General features: G+C 44.9%; 13 protein-coding genes. 4 read left to right on the forward strand and 9 right to left on the reverse strand.

Features of this window, described 5'->3' with window-relative positions; genetic code table 11:
* Positions 1-122: 122 nt before the first annotated feature.
* Genes DMB82_RS08135 through fliF form a run of 6 tightly spaced genes read right to left on the reverse strand, consistent with a single transcriptional unit; the run spans position 123 to position 6,671 of the window.
* Entirely contained in the window at positions 123-1,442 is a 1,320-nt protein-coding gene (locus tag DMB82_RS08135; protein ID WP_102118450.1) for a flagellar hook-length control protein FliK, read from the reverse strand.
* Positions 1,439-1,885, reverse strand: coding sequence for a flagellar export protein FliJ (fliJ, locus tag DMB82_RS08140; protein WP_010279625.1), 447 nt, complete (start codon positions 1,883-1,885; stop codon positions 1,439-1,441). Before fliJ ends, DMB82_RS08135 begins: the two co-directional genes overlap by 4 nt.
* A gap of 8 nt (positions 1,886-1,893) precedes the next feature.
* Positions 1,894-3,264, reverse strand: a complete 1,371-nt coding sequence (gene fliI, locus DMB82_RS08145) for a flagellar protein export ATPase FliI (protein ID WP_102118452.1) — start codon at positions 3,262-3,264, stop codon at positions 1,894-1,896.
* On the reverse strand, positions 3,264-3,986 hold the full coding sequence (gene fliH / locus DMB82_RS08150; RefSeq protein ID WP_116156125.1) for a flagellar assembly protein FliH: 723 nt from the start codon (positions 3,984-3,986) through the stop codon (positions 3,264-3,266). Before fliH ends, fliI begins: the two co-directional genes overlap by 1 nt.
* Positions 3,979-4,971, reverse strand: a complete 993-nt coding sequence (gene fliG / locus DMB82_RS08155; RefSeq protein WP_116162528.1) for a flagellar motor switch protein FliG — start codon at positions 4,969-4,971, stop codon at positions 3,979-3,981. The genes fliH and fliG overlap by 8 nt, the downstream gene beginning before the upstream one ends.
* Positions 4,968-6,671 (reverse strand): flagellar basal-body MS-ring/collar protein FliF, encoded by a 1,704-nt coding sequence (fliF, locus tag DMB82_RS08160; RefSeq protein ID WP_116156126.1) that lies wholly within the window; start codon positions 6,669-6,671, stop codon positions 4,968-4,970. Before fliF ends, fliG begins: the two co-directional genes overlap by 4 nt.
* A 258-nt stretch (positions 6,672-6,929) precedes the next feature.
* Here fliF and fliE point away from each other — a divergent pair, with 258 nt between their 5' ends.
* Positions 6,930-7,244: a flagellar hook-basal body complex protein FliE gene (fliE, locus tag DMB82_RS08165; RefSeq protein WP_039545060.1), complete on the forward strand. Its 315-nt coding sequence runs from the start codon at positions 6,930-6,932 to the stop codon at positions 7,242-7,244.
* 62 nt (positions 7,245-7,306) lie between these two features.
* On the opposite strand, the gene fliT is transcribed toward fliE, so the two are convergent.
* Genes fliT through fliD form a run of 3 tightly spaced genes read right to left on the reverse strand, consistent with a single transcriptional unit; the run spans position 7,307 to position 9,534 of the window.
* Positions 7,307-7,675: a flagella biosynthesis regulatory protein FliT gene (gene fliT / locus DMB82_RS08170; RefSeq protein WP_039545058.1), complete on the reverse strand. Its 369-nt coding sequence runs from the start codon at positions 7,673-7,675 to the stop codon at positions 7,307-7,309.
* Between the two features lies 1 nt (position 7,676).
* A complete protein-coding gene (gene fliS / locus DMB82_RS08175) occupies positions 7,677-8,084 on the reverse strand; it encodes a flagellar export chaperone FliS (protein WP_116162526.1) in 408 nt (135 codons plus the stop codon).
* Between the two features lie 31 nt (positions 8,085-8,115).
* The gene (fliD, locus tag DMB82_RS08180; protein WP_116162524.1) at positions 8,116-9,534 is read right to left on the reverse strand and encodes a flagellar filament capping protein FliD; all 1,419 of its coding nucleotides are present in this window, start codon (positions 9,532-9,534) and stop codon (positions 8,116-8,118) included.
* 275 nt (positions 9,535-9,809) lie between these two features.
* Between fliD and DMB82_RS08185 the strand changes: the two genes are divergently transcribed.
* The 3 genes from DMB82_RS08185 to DMB82_RS08195 all read left to right on the forward strand — a co-directional run bounded on the left by DMB82_RS08185 (position 9,810) and on the right by DMB82_RS08195 (position 15,434).
* Positions 9,810-10,703, forward strand: coding sequence for a flagellin N-terminal helical domain-containing protein (locus DMB82_RS08185; protein ID WP_116162522.1), 894 nt, complete (start codon positions 9,810-9,812; stop codon positions 10,701-10,703).
* Between the two features lie 162 nt (positions 10,704-10,865).
* Positions 10,866-14,192, forward strand: a complete 3,327-nt coding sequence (locus tag DMB82_RS08190) for an O-linked N-acetylglucosamine transferase, SPINDLY family protein (protein ID WP_116162520.1) — start codon at positions 10,866-10,868, stop codon at positions 14,190-14,192.
* Positions 14,193-14,267: 75 nt separating this feature from the next.
* A complete protein-coding gene (locus tag DMB82_RS08195) occupies positions 14,268-15,434 on the forward strand; it encodes a nucleotide sugar dehydrogenase (RefSeq protein ID WP_116162518.1) in 1,167 nt (388 codons plus the stop codon).
* Positions 15,435-15,585 lie beyond the last annotated feature (151 nt).

The raw sequence follows: 15,585 nt of genomic DNA on the forward strand, positions 1-15,585 counted from the left end.
TACTGTTGGATGAAACCAACAATAAATAAATGCGTAATGTCGATGATTATCCTGCCTATTGCTATGTTCAATACAGAGAATAGGCAGGGAAAACCGTGCTAACTTGTTCGTTTACTTCAGTTTCAGGCAAAGATATCAACGCCGTTGACGGATGATGCCATTGATCTTAACGGTTCTGGTACGTCTAATAATTCACTGGTGCTTTCTGATGAATGGCTAAATTGTTGTTGGTAAGACGGCCCACGATTATTGCCATCGTTGTTATTACCCGCCATTTGCTGCTGCCAGGCAGAGGAATCACTGCCTACGCTGCTCTGACCAAGGTTAATTCCGCTTTCTGCCATTGCATTACGCAGGTGAGGCAGCGCAGCTTCCAGCGCTGAGCGAACCTGACCGCTTGCTGAAGCCAGATGAATTTGAGCTTGGTTATCATCAATTTTTAGACTGATGTGCAGGGCACCCAATTCCTGTGGGTTCAAACGTAACTCTACGGTCTGTTGACCATTACGGCTGAACATAATAATTTGCTGGCCCAATGCGTCTTGCCATTGCGGTGAGCCAAAGGGAGCGTTCAGTTGAGCACTCGCTGCCTGAGAGGATGATGTGGCAGTTCCCACCGATGCTGGTTGAATAGGCATCGCCTGTGCCACAGGTGGCGTAGTTTGAGACGCGCCGTTGCCTAAGGTTGAGACTGATTCAGACACATTGCGATCGCCTGCAAGGGAATTTGGCGTCGTTAGCGCAAACTTTGCAGCCTCATCCGTAGATTCGGTTGTTGCTGATGAGGTTTGCTTGGCTGCATGATGCAGATCGCGTGATATACCCGCATCTTTATCTGGCGTCACTGACGTGTCGAGTAATGCTGCCAGTGTGCCTCTAGTACTTTCACCCGTATTGTTTAGTACTGATGCGGGATTGTTTAGTACTGGCGCGGGCGCTTCATTCTGGCGTTTAGCATCAATGAGTCCTGGAATGTTTAAACCTGCATTAACGGCAGTTGCTGCAATGCTATCAGCGGCAGGTTGTATAGGAAGCGGCGTTGACTGCAACATGGCAAGCAGTGCCTGCACGGCGATAGTGTCCTCTGCGGTGCTGTCACCTTCTTTTTTGTCCAAGTTTTTAAACTTCGCTTGCTCTACAATTTCTGGATTTTTCTGACCCGCTGTAATCGTTGCGCCCGTGAGAGAACTGAAGGAAGAAAGCAGCGCGTTTAAATCGTCTCGGCTAAGCGACGCATTATCTTTCCCTAACGCGCTTAGCAAAGCTTCTTTCTCTACTTTATCGAACGTTTTCTTACCCGAGGCATCATCGGCTACTTGTGATATACGTTTGCTCAACAGATCAACAAAATCTTTTGGCAGCTCACCCTGTGTCAGTAATGAAGCAGAAGAACTGCTTGTATCACTGGCCGTGGTAGCTATAGGTAACGCGGACAGATTCATGATTCTGCTTTCCTCTGTGAGGCCCGTTGGGCAAATTCATCCATTTGTTTTTGTTCTATTTTATTTTCTTTGGCAAGCTGTCTTGTCAGTTCACGATCCTGCAGTTTTTCAAATGCGTTCAAGCGCTGCTGTTTTTCTTGCCAGGTCTTCATGGCTAAATCTAAACGTGATGTCCACTGCGAGAGCTGTTGCCTGTGTTGCTCAATTGCACTGTCCAGCGTTCGGATGAACTGCTGATAATTCTGCCAGCTATTATTCGCCATACCAGAGGACATCGTCGAGTTCAATTTTTGACGATAGTCATCCTGATAGTTTAACAGCATATTGAGTTGCTGCTCGGCCTGTTGATGTGCTTGACGCACTTGACCCAACTGACCAGCAGCTTTCTCAACGTCCTTCTGCGCCAGTTCGCGTAGTGTAACCAGCGGTGACTGGGTTTTCATCTGCTCTCCTACTCGTTACGAGGGAAAATAGTGTGCAACGCTTGGCAGGACTCTTCATAGTTACTTTGTTCAAACATCCCTTGCTGCAAGAAGGCTTCCAGATGCGGGTATAGCCGAATTGCTTTGTCAAGCATAGGGTCACTGCCTGCCGCATAGGCACCAACACTGACTAGATCACGGTTACGTTGGTAGCTGGATAGTAACTGTTTAAATTGCCTTACAGAAGCATAATGCCCTTCATCGATCAGCGATGTCATTGCGCGACTAATTGATGCTTCAATATCAATTGCTGGGTAATGACCGGACTCAGCTAATTGACGTGACAGCACGATATGTCCGTCAAGGATGGCACGGGCGGAATCAGCAATAGGATCCTGCTGATCGTCACCTTCTGTTAGAACAGTATAGAAAGCGGTGACTGAACCACCTCCATGAATACCATTACCTGCGCGCTCTACTAGCGCAGGTAATTTAGCGAAAACAGAAGGGGGATAACCCTTGGTTGCCGGCGGTTCGCCAATCGCTAACGCAATTTCACGCTGTGCCATGGCATAACGCGTGAGCGAATCCATGATGAGCAGCACGTGATGCCCGCGATCGCGAAAATCTTCAGCAATACGCGTGGCATACGCGGCTCCTTGCATCCTTAATAATGGAGAAACATCAGCCGGTGCAGCAATAACGACGGAACGCGCTCGTCCTTCCGCTCCCAGGATATTCTCGATAAAGTCTTTCACTTCTCGGCCGCGTTCACCGATAAGGCCGACAACGATGACATCTGCCTGAGTATAGCGCGCCATCATCCCCAAAAGCACACTTTTACCGACACCTGAACCTGCAAATAAGCCCATTCTCTGCCCCCGACCTACGGTGAGCAAGGCATTGATGGCCCGAACACCCACGTCCAGAACACTGTCGATTGGTGTTCTCTGTAATGGGTTGAACGGCGGCGTAATGAGTGGTGCGCGATAACCTGTATCCGGCGCGGGTAAACCATCCAACGGTTTTGCGCTACCATCCAGCACACGGCCCAGTAATTCAGGGCCTAAAGGCAATTGTTTTCCCTGACTGCTGCTGTCTTGGCCGACACGGGCATAAACACGCGCTCCGGGCGTAATACCTTCAACTTCTTCTAGTGGCATAAGAAAGAGTTTTTGCCCATTGAAACCGACAACTTCGCTTTCTATTTCTTCAACCTGAGAACCATTCTGCCGTTCGATAAGGCAGGTCGCGCCCAGAGGCATGTGCAACCCTGTTGCTTCCAGCACCAAACCTGTCGCACGCGTTAAGCGGCCGTAACGACGCACCGAGGGGGTGTCATCAATACGCTTCTCAAATGCATCAAGAGAAGAGAGCCAGCGCCCGAGGCGTGAAGTCATTATAATTCCCCTGGGGCAGCTAAACGGCAAAGTTCATGCCAGCGTGTTGCCAGACTGGCATCCAGATCGCCTTCTTCTGCACTCACTTTGCAACCACCTGGATGGAGCTGACTATCAGCAAGCAATCTCCAGCCATGTAAGCTGAGTGTCGGGCCCAAATATTGTTCAACGCGTTCCAGATCGGAAGGATGGACGCGCAATTGTGTTTTACCTGAGAACATAGGCTCTTGCTGAATCAATTGCTGTATCTGGCTGAGCAAAGCATTGCCGTCACACACTGGAGGTTGTCCCAAGATTTGCTTGGCTGCGGTCAACGCCAACTGCATCAGGCGAGCTGGGATAACACTGTCGAGTGTATCCAACGTCTGTTGGAATTCGGTGACCATCTGCTGCATCTGTTCAATGACCGGCTGTTGCTGCTGCAAGGCATTTTGCAAACCCTGCTGCTGCCCCTGTGCTAATCCTTCCTGATAACCTGCGTCATAGCCTTGTTGATGACCCTGTGCAAACCCAGCTTCTCGTGCCTGTTGCATTGCACTTTCACGCAGAGATACCAGCTCATCCTCGAAGGTAGGAATGGTATTCTCTTCATTGAAATTAACCATCTCAGACACGTCGGGGTCATCACTTGTCTCATATGTTGGTATGTTTTTTGAAATTGGTTCAGCCAAATCATTGAGCTTCCAAGGCTCCCAGGCCAGATTTTTTGGGGCATTAGACATAGGCATCCTCGCCGCCACCAATAATCATCTCGCCGCTGTCTGCCAATCGACGAACGATAAGCAGAATAGCTTTCTGTTCGTTTTCGACCTGCGACATACGTACTGGACCGCGTGTCGAGAGATCGTCGCGAAGAATTTCTGCCGCACGCTGAGACATATTGCGCAGGAATTTTTCGCGCAAAGGTTCTTCTGCGCCTTTCAATGCCAACAGCAAAGACTCGGATTCCACTTCTTGCAGAAGGCGCTGGATGCTGCGGTCGTCCACCTCGACCAAATTTTCGAACAGGAACATTTCGTCGATAATTTTTTGTGCCAGTTCGCCATCGAACTCGCGTACCGCATCGATAACGGCTTCTTCCTGCTGAGTTTTCATCAGGTTGATAATTTCTGCCGCAGTACGAACACCACCCATCTTGCTGCGTTTGAGGTTCTGACCATCCAGCAAGCCATTCAGAACGTCTGTCAGTTCTGCTAATGCAGAAGGTTGAACGCCACCGAAGGTCGCGATACGTAGCATAACGTCGTGGCGAAGACGTTCGTCAAACAGGGCTAAGATATCGGCAGCTTGAGCGCGTTTCAGGTGAACGAGGATTGTTGCGATAATCTGTGGGTGCTCGTCGCGAATAAGGTCTGCGGCAATCTGCGGCTCCATGAAGTTGAGCGTTTCCATTCCACTCGTGGAGTCGCGGCTTTCCAGAATATCTTCTAGCAGGCTAGACGCGCGCTCTTCACCAAGGGCTTTGACAAGCACTGAGCGAAGGTAGTCACCCGCATTCACACTGAGCGCAGCATATTGCTCTGAGTCAGCCTCAAACTCCCTCAGGATTTCGAGCAACTGCTGTTGCGATACCTGCCTCATATTCGCCATTGCAGAACTGAGATGTTGTACTTCTTTAGCCGAAAGATGAGTAAATACTTCCGCGGCGCGGTCTTCACCAATGGTCATCAATAAGATGGCGCTTTTTTCTGTTCCTGTCAGGTTCATAGTTCAGTACTCATCCATTGACGAATTACCAGAGCGACAACGCGTGGATCGTTCTCTGCCATTTCACGTATGCGGTTACTTTGCATCTCTGCATTGACGCGTTGCTGCGATTTCCGCTGTTGCTCGATTTCCGAGCTGCTCAGGTTGACCATAACATCGCTGTCTGCACCTTGAGACAGCGTCGCTGCTGCCAGTGCCGCTTCTTGTTGCTGTGCTTTTCTCTGCAACTGCGGACGTACCAGTTTACGCCACAGAATCCAGGCGACGATCAGAACCAGCAGCCAACGGCCTGCTTCCATCAAGAGATCGAAGAATACTTGTTTTTGCCAGAAGGGGAGTTCTCCAGTCCCATCGGTACTATCCATAAATGGCGTGTTAACGACATTTAAGGTATCCCCACGTTCGGCAGAGAAGCCCATTGCTTCCCGTGCTACCGTTTCAATCTGTTTGATCTGTTCTTCCGTCAGTGCAACTGGCTTGCCATCCTCCCCCGGAGGCTGATAGTTAACAATAACCGCTGCAGACAAGCGCTTCACACCACCGGTACTGTGTTTGGTGTGTAAAATGGTCTTGTCGACTTCATAGTTGGTGGTTGCATCATTGCGAACATTTGATGTTTGAATAACGGTATTCGCATTTGCCGCATTGTTTGGGTTCTGCTGGCCTGCCTGATTATTTGTATTGGCGTTGGCATTATTTGGCGGCGTCGCAATGGGGGCTGTGGGTGCGGGTGCTGGCTGATTGGTTAGTGCACCAGGAACGCCACCGACGTTAGGGCCCCCTCTTTGCTCACTCTGGCTGGTTTGCTGAGAGCGAACAGCCGCTTTATCTGGCGGTTGATTGGGTTGATATTGCTCATCAGTTTGTTCGCGAGCAGAGAAATCGATTTGCGCAGTGACTTGGGCATGTACGTTACCCATGCCAACCATTGGCGCGATAATTGACTCGATGCGGCGTTGGTACATCGCCTCGATTTCGTTGCTATACTTCAGTTGCACAGCATTCAGGTCGCGGCCGCTGCCGCCAGCTTGGGTTAATAGGCGTCCGGTCTGATCAACGACCGTAACATTGTCCGGTGGCAGGCCAGCAACACTGCTGGAAACCATATAAACGATGGAATTGATTTGCCCTTCATCTAATGCACGACCAGGCTGTAATGTCAGTGTGACAGAAGAAGAGGGGGCTTTTTGCTCACGAACGAACAGTGAAGGCTTTGGTATGGCAAGGTGAACTCGCGCATTCTGAACAGGGCCGAGCGTTTCTATCGTTCTGGACAGTTCACCTTCCAACGCACGCTGGTAATTAATTTGCTCGCTGAATTGGCTGATGCCAAATTTTTCCTGATCGAGCAATTCAAAGCCAACGGCGCCACCTTTTGGCAGCCCTAATTGAGCCAGTCGGAGTCGTGTCTCATAGACATTTGCAGCAGGGATCATGATCGCCCCACCGCTTTCCGCAAAACGATAAGGGATATTCAGCTTCGTTAATTCACTGACAATCGCACCGCCATCACGGTCATTTATATTGCTGTAAAGCACTCGATAGTCTGGACCTTTGGCCCATAGCGTCAACGCAACAACGATCGCAATAGTTGCCGCCGCTGCGATCAATAGCGGAATTTTCGGATTGGCGCGTAACCGGTTGAGTATTTCGCCAAAGCTATTTTTACCGGTAGCGGCGCCGGTGAATGAGGCGTTCATACTCTATCTCTGCTTGGTTGTTGAACGATATACTTAACGTTGTGACGTGACAAAACAGAACTCCCTGATTGCGCAATCAATAAAACATTTCGCCTACATTTGCGGGCATGTCATTATTTTCCGTAAAAGAAAAATCGATGGGTCGATAAGGTGGCATTTTTCACGTTAATTACCCCATTTAGACTAAACGGGGTATGGTAGGGTATGGTCGTCATAAGTGTGTGTGAAAAAGCTTAATCAGCATTTTAGTGAGGTGTTATGTCGGTTCAAGGTATTGATGGCGTTTTACAGCAAATGCAGGTCAAAGCCCTGCAGGCCACTGGCACGCCAATAGCTAGACCATCGGTAGAACCTGGTTTTGCCAGTGAACTGAGGGCGGCGATCGATAAAATCAGCGACACGCAACAGACGGCTCGTACGCAGGCTGAAAAATTTACCTTAGGTGTGCCGGGTGTGGCATTGAATGATGTGATGGTGGATTTGCAGAAATCATCCATTTCAATGCAGATGGGCATTCAGGTGCGTAATAAACTGGTCTCTGCGTATCAAGAAGTGATGAATATGTCTGTGTAGGGTGATTAACTACACGAACTTCTTATCTAGATAAATGCCTGCTTATGCAGGCATTTATCTTATTATTGATTACTTAAATCGCCTGGTAAGAGTCGATGTTGGGAAAATTCGCCATAGGTGGAATTCACATTTTGCTGGGCAACGGAGTTCTTCATCAATAAGCTCAGGTCATCCATTCTTTTCCGTAGCAGTTCTTTAATTTGAGATTCATTCTCAATAATTTCGCGTAGTATTCGTCGAAAATGTAACTGCATAACGCTGTCAACATCTGTCGGAATCGGTCTTTTAGTGAGATTTTCAACCAACTGGATGTAAACAATCTCCTGAGCAACCAATTCATCCCATTGACCGCCTGATGCTAATGCAAGAATCTTACGGCTAAGAGCTTGCAATTGTTGATAATCTTTTAAAAGCTGATGGAGATTGCTCATGCTATTTTTCCTGAGGCGGCTGATAGTTTGGGCCGATTTGACGCCAGGCGCTGGCTATGTTTTCCAGCAAAGCTTCTACTTCCTCTATCACCTTCACATCGTTGTGCAGGTTGGCGATCATTAGGCGTTGCGTCATATAGTCATAAAGCGCTGACAAATTTTCTGCCAGCTCACCGCCTTTTTCCATATCTAGCCCAACCTTCAAGCCATTAGTAATGATATCGATGGCTTTCGATAACGCAGCGCCTTTCCCTGGTATGTCGCCTTGTTGCAAAAGAATGCGAGCGCGTACCATCGCACTACGCGCACCATCGAACAGCATCACAATAAGCTGGTGTGGACTGGCGCTCATTACCGCACTTTCCAAACCAACTTGAGCGTAGGCTTGGCCGCCCGTTTTGTTATACATTTCACTGTCCTTTATTGTTACTTATTCGGTGTTACTTACTAAGTGCTGCTAATTGTGTTGTTAAATAGCTACTAGTGCTATTCATCTGTGATACCAGCTTGTCCAGTTGAGTGAATTGTGCTTTGTAACGAGCGATATTCTCTTCGATACTTCGATTGGTTTGTTCTTCAGTTTTTGTTAGCGTTTTTTGCGTTGCAGCGATGCTCTCTTTGGCAATTTGAATGGAACCTTTATCATCACCAGTGGTTACTTTTAGTACAGAATCCAGATAGGTATTGATTTGTGTCGCAAAGCCTGTTGTTTTACCGTCGCCGACGAAAAACTCCGTCACAGAACCATTTTTCTCTTGTAAAGATTTCTGCAGTTTACTGCTATCAACCTCCAATTTCCCATCAGTGGGATTTTGTTTAATTCCCATTTCATTCAATGTGCTGATGTCCATTCCACTTTGCGCATTGGAGATTTGCATCTTCAATTTAGTCTGGATACTACGCACAGTGCTGTTACCGAGCAAAACACCATTACTTGAATCTGGTGTATCAGAATTAGGGTCGGTTGGTGTAAATTTCGTCAGGTTGCCAATAGTGGTTTGCAGGGCGTTATAGGAATCAACCCATTCTTGAATCGCTTTCTGCATTGGCGCATTGTCCCCAGTGAGTGTTAATGTCTCGGGAGTATCAAGCGCAGTTTTCGATTTTAAGTTTAAGGTTACGCCTTCAATGGCATCATCAATTGTATTACTCTGGCGGACAACCTGAATACCGTTTAACTCGATGATGGCGTTTTCAGCAGCGGTCTGTTGGTTCATGCCATTACTGGCTCCACCAGATGTATACGATAGCTTTTGTTTCAATACGTCATCACCACTGACGTTGATCGCCATCTGCGAATCAGTACCTGTACTTTTGGATGTAATAGAGAGGTAATAGCTATTATCATCAGCTTTTATGATACTTGCGCCGACATCACCATTTGCTTTATTAATGGCATCACGAATGCCTTCCAACGAGGTTTGTTCTTGAGTCAGTTTGATTTCTAGCGGTTGGTCTTTCCCATCTTGCTTAATCGTCAACGTTCGTGTGCTATCACCATTACCTAATGCAGTTTTGTTACTTGTTTCTTTGGCAGAGATGACCGAATGTGCAGTAGCAAGATTCTGCACTTCTACGTTATAGATGCCAGCCACTGCTTTGCTGGCCGACGTTGCGCTAAAAGCTTTGTTTTCGCCGCTAATGGCAGTTTTGTTGATCTCATTCGCTTTAGTCAGCGCTTCATTCGCGGCATCTAGCTTCGTGAGGGCCGTTTTCAGTGTGTCAAAAGCGGTGTCACGATTTTTGTATACTTTTTGTTGATTATTGACAGGTGTGATGCGTGTCTGCTCAAAAGATGTCAACTGGTTCAGGATATCAGTAAAACCGCTGGTAGAGCCTGTAAAGCTGATACTAGCCATAATAATTCCTTTAATGGGTTTCAGATGTCATAAACTGCTTATCGGCAGCTAGAGAAGAAAGTTTAGCATTATTGCGCTAATGTTCTGCCTATGCGGATATGGTTTACCCTCGACTCAACCACAATATTTCATCTCAGCAAATAAATTTCTAAAAATAATTAAAGCTTCGTTCAAGCACGCCGATACAGGTTAGGACGGTGATAAAAGCCGTGGGCAATAGCCCGAACTTTAAACCGACCCGAAATCGACTTAAATGCATAATAAGGAATACAATTATGGCAGTCATCAATACTAACAGCCTGTCTCTGACGGCTCAAAACAACCTGAACAAATCTCAGTCTGCTCTGGGTACGGCTATCGAGCGTTTGTCTTCTGGCTTCCGTATCAACAGCGCAAAAGATGATGCTGCGGGCCAGGCTATTGCCAACCGCTTCACCGCTAACATCAAAGGCCTGACTCAGGCAGCGCGTAATGCCAACGATGGTATCTCTGTCGCGCAGACCACTGAAGGTGCATTGAACGAAATTAACAACAACTTGCAGCGTATTCGTGAACTGACCGTTCAGGCTAACAACGGTTCTAACTCTGCTGATGACCTGGTTTCTATCAACAATGAAGTGGTTGACCGCCTGAAAGAAATTAACCGTGTCTCTGCACAGACTCAATTTAACGGCGTTAAAGTGCTTGCGACTGCACAAACGCTGTCTATCCAGGTTGGTGCCAATGATGGTGAAACTATCGGCATCAGTCTGAAGAAAATTGATTCTTCAACTCTGTTTGCTGGTAACACTGGCATGTCAGCTGTTACTGAGACAAGCACTGGTGCTGCAACTGCTGGTATCCTTTCTGCCTACACCGCAGCAACGGGTACAACAGCAGCAACAGCAACGGTTGCAACTGGACTGTTAGCGGATATCGACAGCGCGATTTCCTCGGTCGACTCTTTGCGTAGTAGCTTGGGTGCGATTCAAAACCGTTTTGAATCTACCGTGACTAACCTGAACAGCACCGTTAACAACCTGACTTCTGCGCGTAGTCGTATCGAAGATGCCGATATCGCAACGGAAGTGTCTAACATGAGTAAGAACCAGATCCTGCAACAGGCGGGTACTTCTGTATTGTCTCAGGCTAACCAAGTTCCACAGACGGTACTGTCTCTGCTGCGTTAATTCGTTGGATTCAATCCCAACAAATAGCATGAAAATAGCGGGTTTTTACACCCGCTATTTTTTTTTATGTCCTTTATACTACTACCTTCCAGGCAAGCATGTCGGCAATAAATACCACTGCTGATGTGACATGCTGCTATCACCTATGATGAAGTACCCACTATGAAAAAATCGTCCGAAAAAGCGGTTGTTAACAAGAAAAAAAACGCAGACTCTGCTACGAATCAGAAAATCAAGTTAGCGGCCGAATGGCTTTCAACGCAGCCGGGAACTGCTTTGCAGTTAGTGACTGAGTTGTTGCAGAAGGATGAAAAAAATCCCTTACTTTTGGTGATTGCTGGTAGAGCACAGCAAAAACTCGGTAATTTCTTTGAGGCAACGCAATCAATTGATGAGGCGCTGGAACTTTATCCCTCATATCTTGAGGCTATATATGCTAAGGCTGATTTGCTGTACCGTAGAGGCATGCACGAAGAAGCACAAATATATTTATCTGATGTAATAAAGACGGTATCTAAAGTAGAATCGAGGCCCTTGCGCTCACTTCATGCTACTGTTTTACAGAAGTTGAAAAAATATGAGCAGGCGGAGGAAATCTTCAATGAGTTAATACAAGAAGATCCCTCTAACTGGATGTACTGGAGTAATGTAGGGATGATTAAACAGGATCTTGGGTATTTTGACGAAATGGATGCTGTTTATCAAAAGGGGGAAGAAACTACTAAAAATAACCCAACTCCATTTTTTAATCGTATTGTCGGGGCACACTACCACCCAGAAAGAACGGCTGAACAAATTTTAGCCTTGTGTAAGACATGGCAACCTAAATTTAAATTTGATAAGAAATTGCCCCGAGCTGTTGCTAAAAATAAAATTCTGAACAAGATGCTGAGAATTGGCATGATTTCCGATGGTTTCCGCTCCCATCCTGTGGGAAATATGATTACTATCGGGTTGTCTCATATCCCTGAATCACAAATAGAGTTTTATGCTTATAGTACTAATCATAATGAAGATCATATCACACAGAAGATACAAAGCATTTGTACTCAATGGAAAGTGGTTTCAGATATTTCTAATGATACGTTGGCTAAAATAATCCGTGAAGATGAGATCGATATATTATTTGATTTATGTGGCTATAACGCAAATAGCCGTATGCTGACCTTGTTGCAGGGGCCCGCGCCGATACAAATCAAGTGGGTGGGGGGACTGATTAGCAGTACTGGTTTGGAAACGATGGACTACCTGTTAAGCGATCCTGTCGAAACACCGGCGGGAGTGGATGCATTATATACAGAGAAATTGATTCGCCTGCCAGACGATTATATCTGTTATGATCCTCCTCATTATTTGCCACCGATTAGTGAACTTCCTGTTGCTAGTAAGGGATATGTCACATTCGGTTGTTTTAATAATGCATCTAAAATAAATGATATCTTGTTATCTCAATGGGCTATTATTTTGAATTCGGTTCCAAATTCGCAGCTATTTCTGAAAAGCTTTAATTATACCAACCAAGCCCTGAGCGAGCGTATTTATGCCACGCTGGAAAAACATGGTATCAGTCGTGAACGTGTTAGGATTGAAGGTGGCTCGCCGCATCGGGAATTGTTAGCAAGTTATAACGATGTTGATATTGCACTCGATCCTTGGCCCTATTCTGGTGGACTAACGACATGTGAAGCGATGGCCATGGGGGTACCAGTGGTCACATTACCAGGGCCTACGTTTGCTGGCCGACATTCAGCTTCCCACCTGGTCAATGCAGGTATGCCTGAACTGGTGGCTAATGATTGGGAGCAGTATATTAACATTACAGTAGGAATGGCGAATGACCTAGATAGCTTAGGTGTGATCCGCCAGCATTTACGGGATATCCTTCTATCTTCTCCTGTCTGTGATGGTAAACGATTTGCGAAAAATTTCTCTGATGCGATGCGCGCAATATGGCAACGCCATTGTGAAGGAAAAGCACCAGAAGCGTTGACATTGAGTAATGATTTCTTACCTTATTTCCATGATGATAATCAACCGATCACATTACAACACCCTGTTGTAGATATCATTCCTACTACGAAGCCACAAGATGGATTTAGTTTCCAATTGTCGGGGAAAATAATCGCTATGGATCATGGCGGTAGTCTGGCAACGAACAAAAATTTTATTAATTTAACGGCTACTGATGCATTTCATTTCATTATTATGGATATGCTCGGTGAAGTAGAGGAACGTCATTTACCGTTGCGTAAAAAAGGCATACAACATATAAAATTACATGGCTTGGGCGATGGAGAATCTTCTCCTGTTTACATGTGCCTTGCACCGGAATACAGCAGTGATTTGGTTCCTTTATCCGCTGAGGGAGGAAGTAGAGTGCTTGCTGAGGTAATGGCTCAAACCTCAAAACTTGATCATATTCATGGGTTGGATCATCTGGATTGGCTGATTTTGGATAATCGTTATGATATTCGCAAAGCTATTATCCATGGTAAGCGTATTCTCTCTGACTGCCTTGTTGTTCAGGTAAAAATCACTTTTTCTCAGACTCACCAAGAACAATTGCTGTTTAGCGATATTACTTCTCTTTTGACACAATACGGATTTTCTTTCCATTCGTTAGAAGATATTGAATATGCTAAACCTACCGTGATTGATGACCAAAAAATGCTACCGTCATCAAAAATGATTTCTGCTGTTGCAGTTTATCTTCCAGATAATGTTCGTGTGCACGCACTGACAGTAGAACAGCGTGAAAAGCTGGCATTTATTCTGCATTCGGTTTATCGAATGCAGGGACTTGCTTGCTCGGTGCTACAGATTGATTCTAAAGAAAGAGCAAAAAGCTATCTTGATGATCGCAATATAAATGAAAAAAATGCTGATAGGCCATCTTCAACGTTACCGAAGATGATTATTCCTGACATGCCTAGAATGTCAGAGAAAGAAACTCAATTGTTTGAATATTACTTGAAAAAAGCAACCTGTTATTTTGAGTTTGGTAGTGGGGGATCGACAAAACTCGCAGCTAGAAATAATGTAGAAGTATTTGGTGTAGAAAGCGATAAAACATGGGTGGAAACACTCAAAAAAGAAGTCGGTCCACTGTGTAAAGTCGAATACGTTGATATTGGACCAACAAAAGCATGGGGGTATCCTGTTGATAACACTCATCGGAAAAAATTCCCACACTATAGTGAAGCAATATTACGACATGAGCGTGCTTTTAATCTTATTCTTGTAGATGGGCGCTTTCGTGTAGCCTGTGCACTTAATACAATAAAACATGTTTTAGAGAAAAAAAGGGATGTAGCAGATACGGTAATCTTTATCCATGACTTCTGGAATAGGCCTGATTACCATGTTGTTTTGGAATTTTTGGAAAAATTAAACGTGGCAGAAAGTGCTGGAGCTTTTAAAATAAAAAATGATATTAATATATCATTGCTTAATAAGGTTCTGGAAAAGTATAAGTATATTGCTCAGTAAAATTGAATAGAGATACCTTGTTCAAGGTATCTCTATCTAAATTTAAGTGTTAATTCTTATATAAATAAGGTCATCATGAAAATAGCTATCGCAGGAACAGGATATGTCGGGTTATCGAATGCGATGTTGTTGGCGCAACATAATGAAGTCGTTGCTGTTGATATTGTTGCTGAAAGAGTAACGATGCTGAATGATAAAAGGTCGCCTATTGTTGATAGCAATATTGAGGATTTCCTCCAGCATGGAAAATTAAATTTTACGGCAACACTGGATGCACATGGTGCTTATAAAAATGCTGACTTTGTTATTATTGCTACGCCAACTGACTATGACCCAGAAACAAATCACTTTGATACAACTTCTGTTGAAATTGTGATTCAGCAGGTTTTATCTACGAATGCTTCAGCAACTATTATTATTAAGTCTACTGTTCCTGTTGGCTATACGCAGTATGTTAGGGAAAAATTTAATACGGAAAATGTTATTTTTTCACCGGAGTTCTTGCGTGAGGGAAAGGCTCTTTATGATAATTTGCATCCGTCACGAATTGTTGTTGGTGAACGTTCTTTACGTGCCGAAAATTTTGCCAATTTGTTATTGCAAGGTGCAATAAAAAAGGATGCACCTGTACTGTACACAGAATCTACTGAAGCTGAAGCTATTAAATTATTTTCAAATACTTATCTTGCTATGCGCATATCATATTTCAATGAGTTAGATACTTATGCTCAATCTTTAGGATTAAATAGTCGACAAATTATTGAAGGTGTTGGGTTGGATCCTCGAATTGGTAATCATTATAATAATCCTTCATTTGGTTATGGTGGCTATTGTCTCCCTAAGGATACTAAGCAATTGCTAGCTAATTATGCCAGTGTGCCAAATAACCTCATTCAAGCTATTGTGAGCGCTAATAGTACACGTAAAGACTTTATTGCAGATTCGATAATAAAAATGAACCCCAATGTCGTAGGTATTTACCGACTGGTAATGAAATCCGAATCAGACAACTTCAGGTCATCTGCTATTCAAGGTGTGATGAAGCGAATAAAAGCTAAGGGTATTCATGTTATCGTTTATGAACCTGCAATGCAGGAAGCTGAGTTTTTCCATTCTCCAGTCATTCATGATTTATCTGAATTTAAACAATGTACGGACATTATTCTGGCAAATAGAATGATTGCTGAATTAAACGATGTGAAAGATAAAATTTATACGCGGGATATTTTTGGTTGTGATTGATAAAAATTTACCAAGAAATTCTTCTCTATAAATAGCTTTGCATAATAGCGGCTACACTAGCTGAAGACGGCATCCCGTCAGCACTGGCCTCGCACGATGAGAAGTGAAGCATCAATGTGCGAAGTTATTTATTTTCGTCATTATTTTCCCT

Origin of the sequence: Pectobacterium aquaticum, assembly GCF_003382565.3 — a bacterium.
Classification (GTDB): Bacteria; Pseudomonadota; Gammaproteobacteria; order Enterobacterales; family Enterobacteriaceae; genus Pectobacterium; species Pectobacterium aquaticum.